Below are 20,961 nucleotides of genomic sequence, written 5' to 3'. Positions count from 1 at the left end.
GTCCGAGCGCGAGAATCGGAACGTGCAACGCATCGGTCTCATCGACCGTCTGCCGGAGCGCGCGCTCGAAGCAGCCGCGATCGAGGCCGCTGGGAAGATGGATCACCTCGCCGACGGTGTAGGATGGACTATCAGGCTGCAGCGCCTGCGCCAGCCAGATCTCCAACTGCGCAGCACTGAGCGAAACGAGAGGACCTGTCATCATGGGGAAGAGCCGTCCGTTGGAAGAACACGAGAGCGAGCCTGTATCGCGGTGCTGATCGTCATCCAGGCGATTGCTGCCGCCCCGGCCTGAGCAAGCCTGCGCGGCTATGGGCGTCTGGGGACGATGAGCGGATAGGCCGGACTGAGCCAATGCTGGCCGATATCGCCGATGTGAATCTCACGGTTCGTGAGGATCACGATGCCCTTCGATCGTCTCGGGGCGAGACCGAAGAATGCCCGGAAGCCGGAGCCGCCGCCGCCATGATAGAGAAGATGATCCCCATGGGTGGTTCTCGACCGAAGCCCGATCGTCATATTGAGTTCAGGCATCCCCGTTGGCCGTGACACCGTCAGCATGCGGGACAGAGCGGATTTGGCCGGTGACGACCCGCGCGCCAGAAAGGCGGCGAGAATCCGGTGCAGATCGTCGATCGAGGCGGCCATGTCGGAGCTGCATTCGTAGAAATGGAAGCCCGTCTCTTGGGTGCCGTCGGACAAAGTCCTTCGTATCCTCGAAACCGTGTTGGTCATGCCGAGCGGATCGAGGAGATATCGTTTCAGGACCTTCAGGTAGTCATCCGCCTCGTCTTGGCGCAAAGCGAAACCGAGCAGCGAGATTCCGAGCGAACAGTATTCATACGCTCTGTCGCTCAGATCACCCTCGAACGTCTCGAGATAGTTGCGAAGGACGTCTTCCGAACAATTCACGAGTTCTTTGACATAGGCCGGCAAGCCCGACGTGTGCGTGGCCAGGTCGGCCATCGAGATGCCCTCGGCAAGCGTTTCGGGGAGCCGCCACTCGCGAGGGACCCTCCTTCCAAAAGCGGTGTGGATCGTGATCCGGCCGGCCTGCTCCATCATGCCCAGCAGCAGCGAGGCGAGGAATTTCGAGATCGATCCCAGGGGAAAGGCGACATCCGTCCGATCGCTGGCGCGCCGCTCACCGGGCGAGAACAGCAGGAATTCATCACCCTGCTCCGTCACCGTGGCGATGAAGGCCTTGGCGTCGGAGGACTCGTTGCGAAATCGCCCTTCGAGGATGGTCTCGATTTCGGCGAGCGACATCGTCGTCTCGATCGCCTCGCCAGACGCGACGACCGCCGGGGCTGCAACCGCAGCAGCGGCAGGTTTGAAGCTTTCGACATGGCGGGCCAGCAAGGCGATCGTCGGCGCGGTGAACATCGCGGTCGCGGCGACGTCTGCACCGATGTCGCGACGGATAGCGCCGGTGATGCGCAGCGCCAGCAGGGAATTGCCGCCGAGGTCATCGAAGAAGTTGTCGTGGATGCCAACCGTCTCGAGTTGAAGTGCGTCCGCAAACAGCCGGCCGATGATCTCCTCCATCGCGGTTCGCGGAGCCATCGGCTCCTGGCTTGTAAAGCTGGGAGCCGGGAGGCTGCGCCGATCCAGCTTGCCGTTTGGCGTCAATGGCAGAGTCTCGAGCCTAATGATCACCGCCGGTACCATGTAGTCCGGCAGCTTCGTCGCGAGCTGCCGCCTGAGCATTTGCGGGTCGGCGCCCTCGCCGACGACGTAAGCGGTGAGGAGATCGCGCCCAGCCGATCCCTTGTGCAGCACGACCGCGCTCTGGCCGATCCCGAGTTCGGCGAGCGCAGCCTCGATCTCCCGCGGCTCGATGCGAAATCCGCGCAGTTTCAACTGCGAATCTGCGCGGCCCGCGAACATCAGATATCCATCCTGGTGCCAGGAGGCGCGATCGCCGGTCCGATACATGCGCTCACCAGCGGGTCCAAACGGGCAGGCGACGAAGCGCTCGGAGGTGAGATCGGGTCGCCGCCAATATCCCCGCGCCAGCCCGGCGCCCGCGATATACAGCTCGCCGACCACGCCGGCAGGCAACACACGAAGCCGGCGATCCAGAACATAAGCCCTGACATTGTCCAGCGGCCGGCCGATCGGCACCGGCGCTGACCGGGCCGAACGCTCCGTCATCTCATGGGTCGTGCAGAAGGTGGTGGTTTCCGTGGGGCCGTAGCCGTTCACCACGCGGAGATCCGGACACGCCTTTAGAACCTTGCTGATGGCTTCGGCCGAGAGCACGTCGCCACCGGCCACGACTTGGCGGAGCCCAGAGAACGAGATCGGCGACTCATCCGCAATGAGATGGAACAGGCCAGCCGTCAGCCACAGGTCCGTCACCCCCTGCGAAGCGATGACGTTTTCCAGCGTTCGCGAATCGAGCCGGCCCGGAGGCGCCACCACGGTCGAACCGCCGTTCAGGAGCGGAACCCAAATTTCGTAGGTCGAGGCATCGAACGCCACTGGCGAATGGACGAGCATCCGGACAGGCGCCGACTGTTGCCAGCGGCGATCGCGGACGAGGTCTGCCACGTCACGATGCGTGACGATGACGGCCTTTGGCTGGCCGGTTGAACCCGATGTGTAGCAGAGATAGGCCGGATGATCGGGCAGGAGCGCGCAGGATCGCACGACGCCCGCCGCGGCAGCTTCGCAGACTTCATCTGTGCACCAGTTCGTATCGGGATCATCGAGCACGAAGATGCTGCCGCGGTTGAGCTTGGTGCCGACCAAAGCCTCGATGTTCGCGCGATCGTCCTGGCATGTGACGATAGCAACCGGCTCCGCATCGGCCAGAACCAGCTCGAGCCTGGCACGCGGGCTGTCGAGATCGAGCGGCAGATAGGCCGCCCCCGTCTTGAGGATCGCGAGCAAAGCCAGAATCAGCCGCTCAGAGCGACGCATCGCAACCGCCACCCGCGTTTCGGGACGGGCGCCGAACGCAATCAGGGCACGGGCGATACGATTTGATTGCTCGTCGATATCGCGGTAGCTGAGTGTCACATCGCCAGCGACGATGGCGATATCGCGGCCGACGCGTTGGACAACCGCGGCAAACATGTCCGGCAGGGTCACATCCGGGAGAGCGTTGCTGGTCTCGTTCCAGCCCGTGAGGATCCGCTCGCGCTCTCCTGGTCCGAGGACCGCGGCCGACTCGGCCGGCGCATCGGCATCCACGGCGAGAGCCGCGAGCAGAAACTCGAACTGCTGGCGAAATTGCGCGACATCGGAGGCGCTACGCCGAGAGCCGTTCGCCTTGAAATCGATGAGAATCTCGTCGTCGTCCGGGTGGTGATAGACGACGATCGCAAAATCGTCGACTGGACCATTACCCATGTTGCGAAGGCGCACTGTGGACGCGCCAAGGTCAATGGGCCCATAGAACGGCGTGTAGTTGACGACGATCGAGGTGAGCTGCTCGCCATGACCGAACAGGCCGAGATCCCGCCTGACGTCCTCCAGGCGTGCTCGCTGATGCCGGAGCCCTCTTTTGACCAGCCTGCCCGCTAAGCGGATCAACTCAATCCAGCGAAGCCCCTGTGGTACGCATAGCCGCAAGGCGACGATGTTGGACACCGCTCCAGGGATGCTCCGCGATGGACCGTCCGGCCGCCCGGCGACGACGAAACCGATGACGGTGTCGTCGGTATCCTTCCGAACCGAGGAAAGGACTCCAGCCACCGCGCCAAACAGGCTGGGGAGGGTCGTACCAGCCGAGGTCGCGATGGCCTTCAGCCGAGCGGTTTGCTTACGACAAAGACGTGCCGTCTGCAAAACCGCCGCATAAGACGCCTTGGCTGCCTGCCCCTCCAACCCGTCATCCAGTCCCGCGAGCGTCTCACGCCAATATTTGCGATCCTCCTCGGCCCGCTTGGAGCTGCGATAGTCGCGATCGGCAGCCAACAGAGCGCCGAAATGTTCGAACCGCCGCGGCGCCGGCTGACCGCCGCGAACGAAACTCCCATAGTGTTCGGCGACCCGCGTGGCGAACAACACGCAACTCAAACCGTCCATCGCAATATGATGGAAGAGCTGGCAGTACTCCCACGCTCCATCCTGGCGCCGAAACAGGAACAACCGGAAGAGCGCGCCTTCCGCGAGCGGCAACGGCCACCGCAAGGCTTCGTCGATCACCCTATCGATGTCGGGCGGTGGCAACCCGACGCTGCGCTCGCCCTCGAGGCTCCAATGCGGAGCAACGCCCTGGATCTGCAACGGGCCGTTGTCGCCCGAGACGAACCGCACATGCAAAGCCTCGGTCTCATCAACCGTCGCCTGCACCGCACGCTCGAACGAGGCCACATCGAGGTCGTCCGGAAGCGTCGCCCTTTGCGCCAGCGTGTAAACCGGACTCTCTGGCGCGAGCGCCTGCGCGAGCCAGATTTCGGTCTGGGCAGCCGACAGGGAGGTCGGCCTAGAAACTCCAGCTACCGGCTGCGACAGGGGCTCGAACGCAAATGATGCAGGCTTGGAGGCGTGCTGCATGTTCGGACTATCGCGATTTGGAGTAAGCATCGCAGAGCGACGCCAGGATCAGTCTTTCTCCCGTAAAGGGCTCGCGGCCGTGTGCCACCTGCATGTTGTCGACCAGGAGGACGTCGCCCTGTTGCCAGTCGAAATGCACCTTTTCAGCGTCGAAGGCAGCTCTGATCTCGGCGAGTTGGGCGGACGGAATCTCGCTGCCATCGCCGAAGCACGCGTGCCGTGGCAGGTCCTCGAGTCCGAAGGTCTCTACGAGCGCATCAGCCGTCTCACTGCCCAGGCTCGAGACATGAAACAAGTGGGCCTGGTTGAAGAAGATGGTCTGATCCAGCCCATGATGGCGCGCGACGCCCTGCGCGAGCTGCCGCGTTCGCAGACGCTCGCCGTCCACCCATTCGAAGTCGACTTCCAACCGCCGACAAATGAGCTCCACCTCTTCGGGTGAGTCCGTCTGAAAAACGTTGCGCCAGCTCAGATCAAGCCCCTCATGATAGTTACGGAGGTAAGCGACCCCTTTCGTCCTGAAGCTGTCGAAACAAGCCGGTGAAATTCGGCTCGTCACAGCAACCATGTCAGCCAGCGGCGTCTGCCCACCGGTCTGAGGGGCGCGCGCGCAGGCGAAGAGGAGCTTCGTCGGCCAATCGCGCTGGTACGCATTTTCGCAATGCATCGGAATCGTATGCATCGCGGGATACTCGGAGGCGGTATAGGTGGCGCCCCCAAGCTTCTCTCGTGGTGTCGAACGATATTCGTAAGCCAGCACCTCGTTGGTGAGCGCCTTGATGACGATCTCGAAGCGTTCGACCGAGTCGGTCGAGAAGCCACGGAACAGGATCGCTCCATGCTGCAAGAGCAGATGGTCGACGGCTGCGCGATTGGCCCGCAGAAACGGGCCAGCTTCGAGACCATCTCTCACCGGCCGCACGACCAGCGGCAGGCGCCCATCCTCCCGCAATGGCTGCGCGGTCACGTCAGATCGATCCAACAAGAGGGCCTCCTTCCAAACGGTCCCCTCCGCCGCTCCCGTGATCCGGACGCGAAACGCGAATTCATCGAGGCACGCGTCCAAGCATGAGCCCAGAGCGCAATCGTTCGCCGCGCCGATCGTCGATCAGGCGCCTACGGAGACGATGAAATCTGCGATGGATGTCAGGAGCCTTGCGGCAGCAAGCTACGAAGTGCGTGAAAACTAGCGTGGCCCGGACAAGCTGATTTCGACCGAGGCTGCCGGAATCGGTTCGACGGCAGACAGCATCTGTCGACGTGGTTCAATCGCCGAGCATTGCTGAGAACTGAAATAACAGTTGACCATGTTCCCTCCCGGAATTCGGCGACGATCCGCTTTGGACGGAATTGGTAGCCTGAAACCAATTTTAACCGCAACACCACACGCGACGACGCGTCCGCTGGGCATCTCCGCCCTTTCCAGATTCTCCCGAGATCGGTCGCGACCGCTCCCATTGGCCAAGATCAAACTTTCCCGAAAGGCCGCGTTCCTGACCGTGTCATCGAAAATTGATGCAACCGCGCCACTCTCGAACAATTAGTGCAACGCCTCATACGTTTGCGAGAGTCGACAACGGCGAGGACCGCTCTCACGCTTGTTGGATCTCGTGTCCAGGCATGGTTACGATGATGACTTTCGCTCGTCACACCATGATGCGCCGAAGGCCCCCTGGCTGAGCCGGATATCATGCAGTTTCACCGCGCGTCCCTTCAAAGACTCTTTTTGTCGTCGGACCGGCGCTGTAGAGGATCAATCGTAGCTGGATGCCACGTCCCCACACCGAGACTTACTCTGTGACAGATACAAACGACACGCCATGGATTGTAAAGTGGCGCAGCACCTCAGCAGGCCGCGCGACGCTTTTGGCATTTCCGCACGCTGGGGGGACGGCATCGATGGCACGCCGATGGACTGATCATCTGCCGGGCTGGTGCAACGTCTGGGCAATCCAGTATCCCGGACGCGACGGGCGTTTCGCCGAAGTGCCGTTCGATCGAGCCGAGCCGCTCGCCGACGCCATCACCACGGCCGTCATTCCCAATCTACGCGGTCCCGTCTGCTTCTTCGGTCATTCCCTGGGCGCACTGTTGGCTTTCCTCGTCGCTCAACGGCTGATGACTGCCTCGCATTCCGCCCCACATCACCTGATCGTCTCGGGACGGCGCGCACCGCATCTGCCCGATCCGCAAGCCCCCTCGCACGGCCTGCCTGAGCCCGAGTTTATCGCGCGTCTCCGGAGACTGAACGGCACGCCTCCTGAAGTCTTCCATCACGTCGGACTGCTGGAGCTCTTGCTGCCAATGCTGCGCGCCGATTTCGCAGCGAGCGAGACCTATCGCTACAGGCCGGGTCCGAAGCTGTCATGTCCGGTCACGGTCTTCGGCGGCATCCGTGATCCGTTGACGACGCCACACGATCTCCGCGCATGGGCCACACATGCCCCGGAACCCACGGGCATGCACATGTTCGATGGCGACCACTTTTTTATCCGTTCGGCTGAGAAGGACGTTCTGGCACATATCGCTGCGATCGTGATCCGAATGGTGGCTTAGCTGCGACCAAGATCGGCATTTCGCTCACGCGCGCGAGCTGCGAGATCATTGCGATTTTCACTATCAATCGATGGGTCTGGTCGCATGGCCGCTTCGGTCGCCTAAGCGCAAGATGACAATCGACGCCTTGACATGCTCCGAAAGTGATAACCCACAGAAACGCGCGGCAACGGCTGACGAGCGAACCCTGCACGGCTCAGCAGGTCGCTTCGCCGGTCACGCACGCAAAGAAATCGCTTCGAGATCGCAGTTCATCATACGTACCATATCCTTCTATGCGGCCGTCGTGAACCACGATGACCGCATCGCCCATCACCATGGCGCTGGGTCGATGCGTCACCATCAAGATCGTTGCCCCCGCGAATGATCCGAGAATCTGGTCGATCACCCAGCGTTCGGTCACCACGTCGAGCGAGGACATCCCCTCATCGATCACCACAATATCGGGGGCGCGCAGGAACAATCTCGCAAGAGCAAGCCTCTGTCGCTGGCCGCCCGAGATCGTGGCACCGCGATCACCGAGAAGCGTCTCCAGGCCAGCGGGCAATCTGCTCAAGAAATCGCCTAGCCCAGCGCGGTCGAGCGCGGATCGTAACTCCTGATCGGAAGCCGACGGGCGTGCAATCAGCAGATTGAACCTGAGCGTATCCTTGAACAGGAACACGTCTTGAGAAACGCATCCCACGCGCTCATTCAAGGTCCGCACGTCAAAGGCCGCAATATCGTGCCCGAACACCCGGATTGCCCCGCGGTCGGGCGGGTACTGCCTCGTCAAGGCCTTGACGACCGAACTCTTACCTGCGCCACTTGGTCCCGTTATGACAACGCGCTGGCCTGGCAACACAGTAAAGCTGACATCGTTCAGGGCGGCAGTCTGTGCGCCGGGATAGGTCAATGATACATGCTCGAATTCGATCGCGGGATATGGCGAGGCAGACACGGTCGTTGGAGCGGGCCTGACCAGTTGAGCCGGAGCGCCTGACAGCTTTTCGATGAATTGTCCGAACGTCGCGAGCGACCGATTGATCTCGGAGAACATGTTACCGAGAGTCTCAATCGGAGAAAGAAGCGTCAGTGCGTATGTGCCGACAAGCACGAGATTGCCGACCGAGTGACCTTCCTGAACCACATCGTACAGAGCAAGCATAAAGGAGGCACCAAAGAGTCCGACGAAGAGCAGCGCATTCACAAGCTGCATCCGGACGCTGACGTTCCAATAGGCGGTCTGCGCATCTCGATCTTCATCGAGCGCCTTGCGGTACCTTGCGAGCAGAAGGTCGTACCCGTTGAATTGGCGCGCGACTTGAATGTTGGCAATCGAATCCACCAGCGTCGCATAGGTCCTTCGGCCGGCGACCATTGATCCGGTCTTGAGCGCACCGAGCTTTCGACCGTGGACACGATGGTTCGCCATGAACAGCACGACATAGACCGCGATCAATGTTGCCATGATGACGTTTCGGTTGGCCGCAAGCACGACCATGGCGACACCGATCTGCACCAGCGGGGCGACCACAGAGGACGAGACGCTTCGTATGATGATGTAAAGATCGTTCGACGCCTGCGCGATTTCCTGGCTCAGTTCGCCTGAATTTCGCTTTGAGAAAAAACCATCTGATTGCTCGCAAAGATAGTCGAAGTATCCTGCAAGCAGCGAGCTGTTGGCATTGAGCCGCAATGTGCTCTGGAGCTGCAGCACGAGAACTCCGATGATTCTCGGCAGAGCGATCGCGGCCAGATATCCGAATACCAGAAAGGCGGTGTACCAGCCTGAGCCGAACCTTGCTTGCAGCAGGTCATCGGTCAGTCGGCCGAGAAGAAGAGGTGACATCGCCAAGCATCCTGACGCGATCACCACACACAGCACGGTCACCACAATCATACGGCGTTCCCTGAGCCGGAGGTGGTGGGACATCCACACCGACAGCTTGATCCACTCCTTCATGACGAGAACACCTCACGGGACTGCGGCTTGCTGACGCCATGGACCGTCGACCTCGCAGTCGTCCGGAGGAACAACGGAGCCCACGCGCCAGATCCAGCGGCCCTCCGTCCAGCACAGCGAGATGCCAAACAGATCGCGACCGACGGCATTGCCGTGAGCAGGCCGGCCATTCGCTTCGGGCGCCGCCCAGATCGAAGCCGTGACCAAGCAGCATAGATCAGCCCCCAATCGATCCACGATCCCAAAGACAGGCCCGGGCTCCTCCGGCCGTTCGGTCGATAGCTCGATGGTTAACCTGGCCACGATCTGGACAGCAACGATCGGTCCATCTGCGCAGGCAATCCTTGCCAGAACAGGGCCGGCCCCCCCTCCATCCTCTCCCGAACTCTCGGGCAAGATCTCCTCTTTTGCGCGCTCAATATTCCCGAATGACCATCATTCAAGCTTGGGGGTGCGCAGGCAGGACTTATTTATCACGCTCGATGTTTTTCTCCGACAAGACGTCTGCTGCGCAGCTTTTCACTTGCCGGCTCGGTTCGCACGGTGGCCAGCTCCGAAGCCAATGCCTGCTCATTCCGATATCGTGGTGGCAGCAGAAGCCGGAACGTGCATGAAGATGTTCGGCTTCCCCTCGAGAACAACGAGCCCACGGCGACTTCCCGGCGCGACCTCACGACTCAGCGGACCGGCTTCGCTCCGGTGCCATTCACTTCAACAGCTTGGCCACCGCCTTCAGCTCTTTCGCGTCCAGCGTGTCGTCATTGTCGGGATCGGCGGCCTTCAGGTCCTTGGAGTACACGCAGTCAGGACAGCGTACTCGTTGCGGAGAGGTCGCCACGTTCGAATTCGACGTCAAAAACATAGCGCGGAGACGACGCAGCCGAAATGATCGGGACTTCTTCCCGTGCGTCCGCGCCAGTTTTGACTGCAGTCGAGGCGCTCAACTCGACGTATCATTCACGACTATCAAGTCGATTTGCCCCGAACTTCTGCCACAGATCTCCATGAGTTGTTCGACATCACGCGGTAGGAGGAGCTCATCATGCAGCCAACGCTCTCGGTCCTGGCATCGCGCTTGTTCAAGCGTTTTGAGACGCACGTCAGTTGTCGCCTGCGAGAGATTATGATGCCGACGGCTTCGAGCGCGTTTCGAAGACAGCGTGTTGGAATGGCAATTATCTCCGTCACGGCTCTGGCGCAGTTGGTCGTCCAAAGTTTCGACGCCAAGGCGCGGGATGCCGACGGTCGATACGCCTCCTCTCCCCTGAAGAGCTGGTTCGAGACCCTGCGTTCGCAGAAGGGCCCGTGTTGTTCCGATGCCGATGGAACGGCTCTGTCCGATATCGATTGGGACGTGACTGACGGTCAGTACCGCGTCCGGATCGAGGGCCAGTGGTGGAACGTACCCGAAGAAGCCGTCATCAAAGAACCGAACCGCGCCGGTCGGACCATGGTCTGGCCAGTCTACTACTGGCAGCTCGATAGCGCCTTGCGCATCGACATTCGCTGCTTCATGCCGGGCCATATGACTTGAGCCAGTTGTCTCCCCCGCTCCTGCTGGCAGGTCGAATCAATGAAGGCTTTGACGCTCAGAGCTTGACAGCAATGCCGAGGGAAGCCGCCCGACCGGCACGGATTTCAACACCTCAACGGACAATCCGCAAAATTCTCTTTGCAGGGCGAAGCAATGGTCGACACCATTTGCGAAATCGTCCGTGCGAGTTCGGCAAGCGGCGGCAAAGATGGTCGATCATGGGAGGTTCGTACGACTATTCGGCAACGACGGCGTCTGTTGTTGCGGTGAACGCCCTGCACGGCGCGGCTGTCGAGCTGGACCAATCGGACTCCCAGATGTTGCGCATGCAGTTCTTCGATGACGCCCCTCTGTCGGGCAGCGGGAACGTGTCTTGCGCGACCTGTCACGCCGCCATCACCCTCGTGATCTCGCTGGCGATCGTCGTCACCTGGCACGTCCCCGCGTGGACCATCCTGGTGCCGCGATGGCTCGCGCAGTGGATGTATCCGATCGACAAAGCGAGTCTCGATCCGTTGCGGATCATGCACTTTCTGGCACTGGCGGTGTTCGTGGTGCGCCTTGTGCCGCATGGGACACCCGGCTTGCGTTCGCCCTATCTTCGCCCGCTGGTGCTTTGCGGCCAGCATTCGCTCGAGATCTTCTGTCTCGGCGTCCTGCTCTCATTCGCAGCGCACTTCATCATCATGGAAGCTCACGGCGGCGTCGCCCTGCAGCTGCTCGTGAGTCTCGCCGGGATCGTGCTGATGACATCGGCAGCCAAGATCATGAGCTGGTTCAAGCATATCGATGGTCGAAGCCGCGACGCGAGACCGACAAGCGCCGGCGCGTCAGGAAGTTCCTGACGAGAGCCCGCAGCGATTGGCCGCATCCGCATCACCGCCGCATGGTTTGATCCGACTGCCCGTGGCGGGCATAGATCATCTGATGTTGTCATTGTCTCAATGGTTGAAGCACCATGTGGCCAGTCAAGCGGGCGCCGGCGTCATCCTGATGATCGCGGCCACCGCCGCGCTGATCATCGCCAACTCCCCGGCATCAGAGTTCTACTTCGGCACGCTCCAGCAATACGTCGCAGGTCTGTCCATCCTGCACTGGATCAACGACGCTCTCATGGCGGTGTTCTTTCTGCTCGTCGGGCTGGAGATCAAGCGCGAGTTCCTGACGGGGCAGCTTTCGAGCTGGCCGCGTAGGGCGCTCCCGGCGTTTGCGGCAGCAGGCGGAATGGCTGTTCCCGCCCTCTTCTACGTCGGCTTCAACCTGGACGATGCCGAGACGATCCGCGGCTGGGCGATACCGACGGCCACCGACATCGCGTTCGCTCTCGGAGCACTGGCGCTGCTCGGCTCGCGCGTGCCGGCATCGCTCAAGGTGTTCCTGACAGCCCTCGCCATTCTGGACGACCTCGCTGCGGTCACGGTCATTGCGGTCTTCTACACCGATCATCTTCTCCTCGGATGGCTCGCTGCGGCAGCAGCCATCATCTTGATGCTGCTGATCCTGAATCGAGCCGGGGTTGCCAGCTTGTGGGTCTACTTGATCCCTGGCGCCGTCCTCTGGTTCACCACGCTGCAGTCCGGCGTCCACGCCACCTTGGCAGGCGTCGCACTCGCACTGACCATTCCTGCGTCGGGAGCCGGGCAATCGCCGCTGCTCCGGCTGGAGCATGCGATCCAGCCATGGGTCTCCTATGCGATCCTGCCTGTCTTCGCTTTCGCCAATGCCGGCCTGTCTCTCGCCGGAATGACCTGGGTGGCGCTGAAGGAGCCCGTGACCATCGGCATCGTGACGGGCCTGTTCCTGGGCAAGCAGATCGGCGTGTTCGCCGCGACGTGGGTCGCCATTCGCCTTGGGCTGGCTGACCGGCCTGACGGAACGGCCTGGCACCAGATCTACGGGGTGTCCGTCCTCTGCGGCATCGGCTTCACCATGAGCCTGTTCATCGGCCTGCTCGCATTTCCCAGCGCCGAGACGCTTCAGAACGAGGTGAAGGTCGGCGTGATGCTGGGATCTCTGATGTCCGGACTACTCGGCATGGCGCTGCTGAGTCTGCCTGCGAGGCGTGCCGCCATAGCTGCGACGTAGCTTCGTATCAGTCGGGATCGCCGCCACCCGGCCATTTTGACCTCGCTTGCTTGCGCATGGGGTCCCTGCGCAGAGCACATTCGCCACAGAATGCCCCCGCCGTAGCCCGTGAGGACGGCGCAAACGGGCAATTGCAGGGCGGAACTCTCACGTTTTCCTGACTCGTGCGTCAGAACGCCGCGGCTCGAATCCCCCTATGGTCCGCACCGTTTCCAACCCACGGAGGTTTTCCGCATGCGTAAACTGATCATCGCCACCGCCGCCCTCGCCTTCGTCTCGTCGGCTGCTCTTGCCCAGTCGACCGAGAAGCCGATGACGACCACCGGCCAGGCGGCCAAGGGCGGCGACGCCATGGGCGGAGGAGACGACATGAAGATGAGCAAGACGAAGAAGAAGGCGGCGAAGAAGTCGTCTGGCGACGCCATGTCGAAATAGGCGATGGCGGCGCCTGTCCGCAGGCCCGCCGCTTCGTCACGAGATCGGGCCGCTCCCTTCAGGGGCGGCCCTTGTTCATGTGGAACGGGGACCGATGCATCTCAGCCCGAGGCCAGCCCCATCTGCTGCAATCGGCCAGCAAACCAGGCCGACAGCACGGGATCGATCCGGGCGCCGACATAGACCTCGGGCGTGATCACACCGCGGCGGTCGAGGATCACCAGCACGCCGATCCAATAGGCAAACCATAGATGCGGGTCGGTCAGCGCCATCAGCTTGTGGCGGTCATGCGCGAGCGGCTGGTGATTGCTGGCCTTGCGGACCTCGATGGCCAGGAGATTGTCGGGGACGGCGCGCTTGTGCACGACGATGTCAGGATAGATCGATTTGCCCAGTTCGTCGTCGGTCGAGACGATCGAGCCGCGCGGCAGCAGCATGGTGCGGTCGTCGAGCCGGTTGTAGTCGCAATCGACGTCCCAGCCGAGGAAGTTGCGTTCCAGATGCACGGCCAGCCGGTGCGTCAGGGCGCGCTCACCGAGATCACGGTCGAGGATGAAGCGCTCGCGCGCATAGAACTCCTGCAGCGCGGAGATCAACCGGTTCAATTCGCTGTGCATGCCGCCCAAACAGAACAAACGATGGAGACGTCACCATCAACACGCGATCGCGTTGAGTCGCCAACCTAAAAAGCGGCGATGACGCTGCCATCGGCCGGCGGCCGATTTGCGGCCGCCGGGTCGTGGGCGAGGCGCTTACATCTGCACTTCGATCAGGCGCGGGCCGTATTCGGCATTCGCTTCCGCCAGCGCGGCGTTGAACTCGTCCGCCGTGGTGACCGCGCGGCCGGGGACGCCCATGCCCTTGGCCATCGCGACGAAGTCGAGCGTCGGGCGGTCGATCTTCAGCATGTCCTGGGCGCGCTGGCCGGGCTGGCCGGCGCCGACGCCGTCGAACTCGCCGCGCAGGATCTGGTAGATCCTGTTGGCGAACACCACGGTGACGACGTTGAGGTTCTCGCGCGCCTGGGTCCACAGCGACTGGATCGTGTACATCGCGCTGCCGTCGCCGACGAGGCACATCACCTTGCGGTCCGGGCAGGCCACCGCGGCGCCGGTCGCGACGGGGGTCGAGAAGCCGATCGAGCCGCCCATGTTCTGCAGCCAGTCATGCGGCTTCGCTGCCGCCGTCGGCGGGAAGAAGCCGCGGCCGGTGGTGATGGATTCGTCGACGACGATCGCATTCTCGGGGATCGCATAGGCGATGGCCTGGGCAATCGTCGTGTGGTTCAGCGCGCCGGTCGGCTTGATCAGCTCGGCGAGCGCCTGCGGCTTCACGTCAGCCGCCTTGGCGCCGAGATGGCCGGCGAGCGCCTCCAGCGCGGCGGCCGAGTTCTCGCCCCAGGCGGTCATGCGGTGCACCTCGGTGCCCTCCGCTTTCAGCATGCTCGGCTTGTTCGGATAGGCGAAGAAGGCGACGGGGTCGTTGGCCTCGACCAGCACGATGTGCTTGTAGTTCTTCAGGATCGGCAGCGCCTGCTCGATCACATAGGGAATGCGGTCGATCGAGAAGCGGCCTGCGCCGCGCGCCATGCGCGGGTGGTAAGTCTGGCCCATGACGCGGCAGCCGGTCTTGCCGGCGATCTGCTGGGCGAAGGTCAGCGCCTGCTCGGTCAGCGCGCCCGCGGTCATCAGCACCAGCGTGTCCGGGCCGTGGGCGTGCAGGATCTTCGCCGCCTTCTCGACCGCGTCGGCCGAGTAGCTCGGGCGCTGGGCATCAGCGGGAACCTGGGCGATGCCGTCGGCCTCGTTCCAGGCGGTGTCGGCGGGCAGGATCAGCGTGGCGATCTGCGGCGGCGCGCTCTTGGCGGCGGCGATCGCGGCGGCACCGTCGGCGGCCACCGCCTTGGCGCTCGGCGAGGTCCGCACCCAGTCGGACATCGGCCGCGCCAGGCCCTCGATGTCCGAGGTCAGCGGGGCGTTGAAGCCGATGTGGTAGGTGGCGTGCTGGCCGACGATGTTGACGATGCCCGAGCGTGCCTTCTTGGCGTTGTGCAGATTGGCGAGGCCATTGGCGAGGCCGGGGCCGAGGTGGAGAAGCGTCGAGGCCGGCGTGCCCTTCATGCGGAAATAGCCGTCGGCGGCGCCGGTCACCACGCCCTCGAACAGGCCGAGCACGCAGCGCATGCCCTCGACCCGGTCGAGCGCCGCGACGAAATGCATCTCGGACGTGCCCGGATTGGTAAAGCAGACGTCAACGCCCCCCGCGACCAAAGTCCGCACCAGGCTTTCCGCACCGTTCATCATTCGCTCCCGCTGTATCCGCGCCGTATTCAAAAGCTTAAGGCAGATCAATCATTGTTCGCCGGCCCCGTCAAAGGGCCCGGCCGCATTGCTGCCATCACGGCCCTGCTCATACGCGGACTTTGCTAACAGGGTATTGGGCTCCGACCATGCGCCGCGCCGTGGGATTTGGGCCACGGATCGGCTTCACATGGCGGCCTCACGCCGCCGTGGGTTGCGAATTGCAACCGTTTATGGCCTGTCTGCGAACGGAATTCGATTGTTTGCCAGGGGATGGAAATGAAGCAGTCTATTGCTTTGGGAATTGCTGCAGTCGCGTTGATGGCCAGCGCCGGCCTGGCGCGGGCGGAAATGTTCGACACCAGGGACATCTTCGGTGGCGGGCCGAACTTCTACCAGGGCGGCGTCAGCCCGATTCCGCGCGAGACCGTCATGTTCCAGAGCCAGTATGCGCCGGGCACGATCGTCGTGAACACCTCCGAGCGCCGGCTCTATCTGGTGCTGCAGGGCGGCCAGGCGTTGCGCTATGGCATCGGCGTCGGCCGCGACGGGTTCCGCTGGAGCGGCGTCCACCGCATCACCGCCAAGAAGGAATGGCCGGCCTGGACCCCGCCGGCGCAGATGCTCCGCCGCCGCCCCGATTTGCCGCGCCACATGGCCGGCGGCATCGAGAACCCGCTCGGTGCGCGGGCGATGTATCTCGGCTCGACGCTGTATCGCATCCACGGCTCCAACGAACCGGAGACGATCGGCCAGGCGGTGTCGTCGGGCTGCTTCCGCATGACCAATGACGACGTCGCCGATCTCTATGATCGGGTCTCGGTCGGCACCACCGTGATCGTCAAGAACTGAGAGCCTGATCGATCGGGATGATGTCCGAAGGCCACAGCGTCCGCCCTCGCCAGGAGCAGCGCCGCTCCTGGCGCCGCCTGCCGAGGACAGCGCTTGCGCTGACCGCGGCGGCGGCCGCGCTCGTGACCATGACGATCCCATTGCCGGCCTCGACCGCCGAGGTTCCAGCCATCGCCGCGCGCCAGCGCGCCGAGAAGAAGAGCTTCACCGACGCCGAGATCATCGACGGCTTCTTCAAGACCGCGTTCGGCGCGGAGTATCACCTCGCCGGCCGCGTCGACCGGATCAGGAAGTACAGCGCGCCGGTGCGGGTGTTCGCGGACGGCCGCCGCCCCGACCGCAAGGCGCAGCTCGCCAAGGTCGTCGGCGACATCGCCACGCGCATCCGTCATCTCGACATCGCGATGACCGAGAGCGACGGCGACGCCAATGTCCGCGTCAAGCTGGTGCGCGATCGCGACCTCTACCACACCATCAGCCAGGCCTATGGCAGCGAGCGCGCCCGCGAGATCAAGACCTCGCTCGACCCGCAATGCCTGTCCGGCTTCCGCAAGAACGACGCGTTCGAGATCGAGCATTCCGACGTTATCCTGACCGTCGACAATGGCGACTTCGTCTTCCTCGACTGCGCCTATGAGGAGCTGTTGCAGTCGCTCGGGCCGATCAACGACACCTCCAGCGTGCCCTGGACGATGTTCAACGACAACGTCTCGATGGGCTATTTCGACGTCTACGATCAGTACATCCTCAACCTGCTCTACGACCCCCGCGTCAAGGCCGGCATGACGCTGGCCGAGGTCCGGGCCGTGCTGCCGGACGTGCTGACGGACGTCCGGGCGTGGGTGAAGAAGACCAACAATCTGGCGGAGTGAGGCGGCGGCGCCGCCTTCTCACCAGAAGTGCCGTCGCTCAACGTGTCATCGCTCAACCCGCGTCGAAGCTGATGCGCACCGCTCTCACCCCGTCATTGCGAGCGCAGCGAAGCAATCCAGGGCGACGGGCGGGACTCTGGATTGCTTCGCTGCGCTCGCAATGACGGATGAGAGACTGTCGATCGTCCCAACCAATCGCGCGTAAGGCGCATGAACGCGACGGCTACCTGCAGATCCCCTTCAGCGCCTTCCATTCCTCCGCGCTGAGCAGCGGCGGGCCGCTGGCGGGGCGGTCGGCGGCGCGCATGCGGGCGAGGCGGTCCTCGGTCAGCGGGTGGCTCGCCCACAGCGACGGGCGCTTGCCGTCCTCCTTGCCGGTGATCCGGAACATCAGCTCGCCCATCGGCCGCGTCGGCCGGCCAAGCTTGTGCATGACGTCGATCGCAAAACTGTCGGCAGCCTCCTCGGCCTCGCGCGAATAGGACGCGTTGATCATGGCGCGCGAGGCGAAGATCGCCGCGCCCGCGCCCGTGATGTCGCCGAACAGGAGCCCGATCAGGAACGAGCTCGATCCGTTGTGAATCAGCTGCCGCAGGTTGTCGCGATGCTTCAGATGACCGAGCTCATGCGCCAGCACGCCGGCGACCTCGTCGGGATCGTTCGATTTGTCGAGCAGCCCGCGAAACAGGAAGAAGCGCCCGCCCGGCAGCGCGAACGCATTGGGGATCGGCGTATCCAGCACCTGCGATGCGATGCTGTCGTCGAGATCCGCCGGCCGGCGCAGCGCCGTCACCAGCTTGGCAAAGGCCGCCTGCCCCGCCGTCTGGTTGCACGCCTTGTCGCCGAACAGCGCGTGGATCTGCACCACGGCGGCCTCGCCGAGATGTTTCTCCATGGCCGGCGGAACCAGCGGCGTCAGCCGTTCGGCGGCGAACGGCAGCACGACCAGAACGATGGCGACGATCGAGGCCGCGGCCGCCAGCGACCAGCCGATGATCCGCGCGATGCCGCCGCGCGTGAGCAGGTTCTGGTCGATCTGGCTGCAGCGCGCGATCAGTTCGGCCGCCAGCGCCGTGTCGCGAATCTCGAGCCGCGCCAGCGGCGAGGCCGACAGGCAGCTGACGCGCAGCGTGCCACTGGGGCCGTCGACGCGGCGGATGTCCTGATAGGGCCAGGACACGAAATTATCGGGACTGCGCATCACCAGCTGATTGGCAAAGCCAATCGTGACGTTCTGGCGCCGGTTCGACAGTCCGTCGAAATAGGTTGCGGGACCGCCGGACGGAGCGGTCGACCCGACGGGCGGCACCTCGGCCACGGGCGGCGCCTCGGCATCGCCGGCGGGGCCGAGCGCGGGATCAGAATCCTGCGACGTCGAGTCCATCGGCAAACCCCTCGCCGAGCGCGCTGGCCAGATCGCCCTTGGCGGCGACATCGGCCATGGCCTCGATGCCATGAATCTGGATCGACTCGAGCACCGTCGCCCACATGTCGCGCACCAGATAGAGGCGCGTCACGACGTTGAGCGCCAGGATCCAGATGATGTAGCCGATCCCCATCAGCACCATCATCGGGATGTTGTTGGACAGGTCCTGCGGGTTGGCGTCCGGCCCGAGCCACTTGAACACCAGGACCGCAACACCGGCGAAATAGAGGATCGAGGCGATCGACAGCAGCGTCCACCAGCCGATCACCTTCCAGTAGAGGCCGAAAAACGCATTTCCCGGCAGGTGAGACTCAAGACGGACGCCGCCGAAGCGGATGCCCGACACCCACCAGCGCCACTCGATCGCTTTGAACTGCGCGTAGACGAACGGAAACAGCGGAAACAAGGCCAGCGCAAACGGCGCGATCAGCCACAGATACCAGGCCTGCTTGAAGAACGCCCAGCCCCGGCCTTCGAAGTCACCGCTGAGATTGCCGTAATGCGAGTGCCGCATCTTGTAGCGCTCGAGCGCGGCGGCCCGCCATGGCCAGGCCAGCCCCAGCGTCAGCACGGTCAGCAGCGTCCACAGCATGGCGCGCCCGGCATAGGCCCAGCCCGACCCATCCATCCAGAACCGGATGCCGCGCCAGACCGTGCGCGTCAGCCGGTAGCGCCGCGCGCGGAAGATCGCGAACTGGCCGAAGGCATAGAAGGCGATCACCAGCGGCACGCTGGCAAAGCCCTGATAGCGTTCGGCCTCGACGCCGATCAGGAAATAGGCAAGGTAGATCGGCACCAGGATCGCCATCGCGAACAGGAAGCCGATCAGGAGCTCCTTGCCGCGCCCGGTATATTCGGCGGCATCGCCGTCGACGGCGGTGTTGACCCAGAGATGCCGCCGGATATCGGTGGCCAGCCAGAACCGGTAGAACCCCAGCGTAATCAGTTCGATCGCGGCGCCGCGGCTCACCAGCCGGAAGAATTCACCACGGCTGCCCGAGAACGCTGCCGTCAAAGGGGGAAGCGGCGGAGGCTGCTCCGGAACGAAACTCATCTGGTTCACGGCTTACGCCTCCGACACACGCAATGACATAAAAATATGCCCGATACGCCTCGTCTGTTGGTCGCGGGCGCGACTCCGAGGTTCGACGTATTTTGCACGCAAGTGGGCCGGAAAAAAGCTCCGGCCGCAGCATGCTTGAAGAAATATCGGCACCTGACCGGTTGGCGAACGCGCCCCTCGCCTGCCGGAGCGCTGCGCGGTTCAGGACGTCTTCTCGAACAATTCCCGTCCGATCAGCATGCGCCGGATCTCGCTGGTGCCGGCGCCGATCTCGTAGAGCTTGGCGTCGCGCAGCAGCCGTCCGGTGGCATAATCGTTGATGTAGCCGTTGCCGCCGAGCAGCTGGATCGCGTCGAGCGCGCACTGCGTCGCCTTCTCTGCTGCAAATAGAATGGCGCCAGCCGCATCCTCGCGGGTGGTCTCGCCGCGATCGCAGGCCTTGGCCACCGCATAGACATAGGCGCGCGCGGCATTCATCGTGGTGTACATGTCGGCGACCTTGCCCTGCACCAGCTGGAAGGTGCCGATCGGCTGGCCGAACTGCTTGCGCTCATGCACGTAAGGCAGCACCACGTCCATGCAGGCCTGCATGATGCCGAGCGGACCAGCCGCGAGCACCGCACGCTCGTAGTCGAGGCCGCTCATCAGCACGTTCACGCCGCGGCCGACCTGCCCCAGCACGTTCTCCTCCGGCACCTCGCAATCCTCGAACACGAGCTCACAGGTATCGGAGCCGCGCATGCCGAGCTTGTCGAGTTTCTGCGCCGTCGAGAATCCCTTCATGCCCTTCTCGATCAGGAAGGCGGTGATGCCGCGCGGGCCGCCCTGCGGATCGGTCTTGGCGTAGACCACCAGCGTCTCGGCGACCGGACCATTGGTGATCCACATCTTGTTGCCGTTGAGGACGAAGCGGTCGCCTTTCTTGTCAGCGCGGGTCTTCATCGAGACGACGTCGGAGCCGGCCTGCGGCTCGGACATCGCGAGCGAGCCGACATGCTCGCCGGAGATCAGCTTGGGCAGATATCTCTGCTTCTGCGCCTCGTTGCCGTTGCGGCGGATCTGGTTGACGCAGAGGTTGGAGTGCGCACCGTACGAAAGGCCGACCGAGGCCGAGGCGCGCGAAATCTCCTCCATGGCGATGCAGTGCTCGAGATAGCCGAGACCGGCACCACCATACTCCTCCTCGACTGTGATGCCGTGCAGGCCGAGCTCGCCGAGCTTGGGCCAGAGATCGCGCGGAAACTGGTTGGAGCGGTCGATCTCGGCCGCGCGCGGCGCGATCTGCTCCTGGGAAAAGCTGGCCACCGTCTCGCGGATCGCGTCGGCGGTCTCGCCGAGATCGAAATTGAACATGCGCTGCGCGTTGGCGATCATGGTGGCGGCC

The 20,961-nt window shown here is 63.3% G+C and carries 16 protein-coding genes; 8 read left to right on the top strand and 8 right to left on the bottom strand.

Annotated features, from left to right (window positions below):
* The first annotated feature begins 22 nt into the window (after positions 1 to 22).
* Complete coding sequence (locus tag ACQR0Z_RS34405) at positions 23 to 295, top strand: hypothetical protein (protein WP_434921605.1); 273 nt, start codon at positions 23 to 25, stop codon at positions 293 to 295.
* 14 nt (positions 296 to 309) lie between these two features.
* On the opposite strand, the gene ACQR0Z_RS34400 is transcribed toward ACQR0Z_RS34405, so the two are convergent.
* Positions 310 to 4,509: an amino acid adenylation domain-containing protein gene (locus ACQR0Z_RS34400; protein ID WP_434921604.1), complete on the bottom strand. Its 4,200-nt coding sequence runs from the start codon at positions 4,507 to 4,509 to the stop codon at positions 310 to 312.
* A gap of 7 nt (positions 4,510 to 4,516) precedes the next feature.
* Positions 4,517 to 5,491, bottom strand: a complete 975-nt coding sequence (locus ACQR0Z_RS34395) for a TauD/TfdA family dioxygenase (RefSeq protein WP_434921603.1) — start codon at positions 5,489 to 5,491, stop codon at positions 4,517 to 4,519.
* A 785-nt stretch (positions 5,492 to 6,276) separates the two neighbouring features.
* On the opposite strand from ACQR0Z_RS34395, the gene ACQR0Z_RS34390 reads away from it, so the two are divergent.
* Complete coding sequence (locus tag ACQR0Z_RS34390) at positions 6,277 to 7,065, top strand: thioesterase II family protein (protein ID WP_434921602.1); 789 nt, start codon at positions 6,277 to 6,279, stop codon at positions 7,063 to 7,065.
* Between the two features lie 196 nt (positions 7,066 to 7,261).
* Here the strand turns inward: ACQR0Z_RS34390 and ACQR0Z_RS34385 are convergent, their stop codons facing one another.
* Positions 7,262 to 9,010, bottom strand: a complete 1,749-nt coding sequence (locus tag ACQR0Z_RS34385; RefSeq protein ID WP_434921601.1) for an ABC transporter ATP-binding protein — start codon at positions 9,008 to 9,010, stop codon at positions 7,262 to 7,264.
* A 1,168-nt stretch (positions 9,011 to 10,178) separates the two neighbouring features.
* On the opposite strand from ACQR0Z_RS34385, the gene ACQR0Z_RS34380 reads away from it, so the two are divergent.
* The 4 genes from ACQR0Z_RS34380 (at position 10,179) to ACQR0Z_RS34365 (ending at position 13,064) form a co-directional block, all read left to right on the top strand.
* Positions 10,179 to 10,544, top strand: a complete 366-nt coding sequence (locus tag ACQR0Z_RS34380; RefSeq protein ID WP_434921649.1) for a hypothetical protein — start codon at positions 10,179 to 10,181, stop codon at positions 10,542 to 10,544.
* Positions 10,541 to 11,389 carry an OpgC domain-containing protein gene (opgC, locus tag ACQR0Z_RS34375; protein ID WP_434921600.1) on the top strand — a complete coding sequence of 283 codons (849 nt, stop codon included), beginning with the start codon at positions 10,541 to 10,543 and terminating at the stop codon, positions 11,387 to 11,389. Before ACQR0Z_RS34380 ends, opgC begins: the two co-directional genes overlap by 4 nt.
* A gap of 82 nt (positions 11,390 to 11,471) precedes the next feature.
* Complete coding sequence (nhaA, locus tag ACQR0Z_RS34370; protein ID WP_434921648.1) at positions 11,472 to 12,629, top strand: Na+/H+ antiporter NhaA; 1,158 nt, start codon at positions 11,472 to 11,474, stop codon at positions 12,627 to 12,629.
* Between the two features lie 234 nt (positions 12,630 to 12,863).
* Positions 12,864 to 13,064, top strand: coding sequence for a hypothetical protein (locus ACQR0Z_RS34365; RefSeq protein WP_434860043.1), 201 nt, complete (start codon positions 12,864 to 12,866; stop codon positions 13,062 to 13,064).
* Positions 13,065 to 13,165: 101 nt separating this feature from the next.
* Here ACQR0Z_RS34365 and ACQR0Z_RS34360 read toward each other — a convergent pair whose 3' ends face one another.
* Complete coding sequence (locus ACQR0Z_RS34360) at positions 13,166 to 13,681, bottom strand: hypothetical protein (protein ID WP_434921599.1); 516 nt, start codon at positions 13,679 to 13,681, stop codon at positions 13,166 to 13,168.
* 135 nt (positions 13,682 to 13,816) lie between these two features.
* Positions 13,817 to 15,364, bottom strand: coding sequence for an acetolactate synthase large subunit (locus ACQR0Z_RS34355; RefSeq protein WP_434921647.1), 1,548 nt, complete (start codon positions 15,362 to 15,364; stop codon positions 13,817 to 13,819).
* Between the two features lie 279 nt (positions 15,365 to 15,643).
* On the opposite strand from ACQR0Z_RS34355, the gene ACQR0Z_RS34350 reads away from it, so the two are divergent.
* Both ACQR0Z_RS34350 and ACQR0Z_RS34345 read left to right on the top strand, forming a co-directional pair.
* The gene (locus ACQR0Z_RS34350; RefSeq protein ID WP_434860040.1) at positions 15,644 to 16,216 is read left to right on the top strand and encodes a L,D-transpeptidase; all 573 of its coding nucleotides are present in this window, start codon (positions 15,644 to 15,646) and stop codon (positions 16,214 to 16,216) included.
* A 128-nt stretch (positions 16,217 to 16,344) separates the two neighbouring features.
* Complete coding sequence (locus ACQR0Z_RS34345; protein ID WP_434921646.1) at positions 16,345 to 17,088, top strand: DUF2927 domain-containing protein; 744 nt, start codon at positions 16,345 to 16,347, stop codon at positions 17,086 to 17,088.
* A gap of 223 nt (positions 17,089 to 17,311) precedes the next feature.
* Here the strand turns inward: ACQR0Z_RS34345 and ACQR0Z_RS34340 are convergent, their stop codons facing one another.
* The 3 genes from ACQR0Z_RS34340 to ACQR0Z_RS34330 form a co-directional block, all read right to left on the bottom strand.
* Positions 17,312 to 18,472 carry a M48 family metallopeptidase gene (locus ACQR0Z_RS34340; RefSeq protein WP_434878493.1) on the bottom strand — a complete coding sequence of 387 codons (1,161 nt, stop codon included), beginning with the start codon at positions 18,470 to 18,472 and terminating at the stop codon, positions 17,312 to 17,314.
* A complete protein-coding gene (locus ACQR0Z_RS34335) occupies positions 18,447 to 19,568 on the bottom strand; it encodes a DUF898 family protein (RefSeq protein WP_434878521.1) in 1,122 nt (373 codons plus the stop codon). The genes ACQR0Z_RS34340 and ACQR0Z_RS34335 overlap by 26 nt, the downstream gene beginning before the upstream one ends.
* Positions 19,569 to 19,778: 210 nt before the next feature.
* Positions 19,779 to 20,951 (bottom strand): isovaleryl-CoA dehydrogenase, encoded by a 1,173-nt coding sequence (locus ACQR0Z_RS34330; protein ID WP_434921598.1) that lies wholly within the window; start codon positions 20,949 to 20,951, stop codon positions 19,779 to 19,781.
* Positions 20,952 to 20,961: the final 10 nt, after the last annotated feature.

Origin of the sequence: Bradyrhizobium sp. HKCCYLS3077 (assembly GCF_051167555.1) — a bacterium.
GTDB lineage: Bacteria > Pseudomonadota > Alphaproteobacteria > Rhizobiales > Xanthobacteraceae > Bradyrhizobium.
This window is presented reverse-complemented; position numbering and strand designations above follow the sequence as displayed.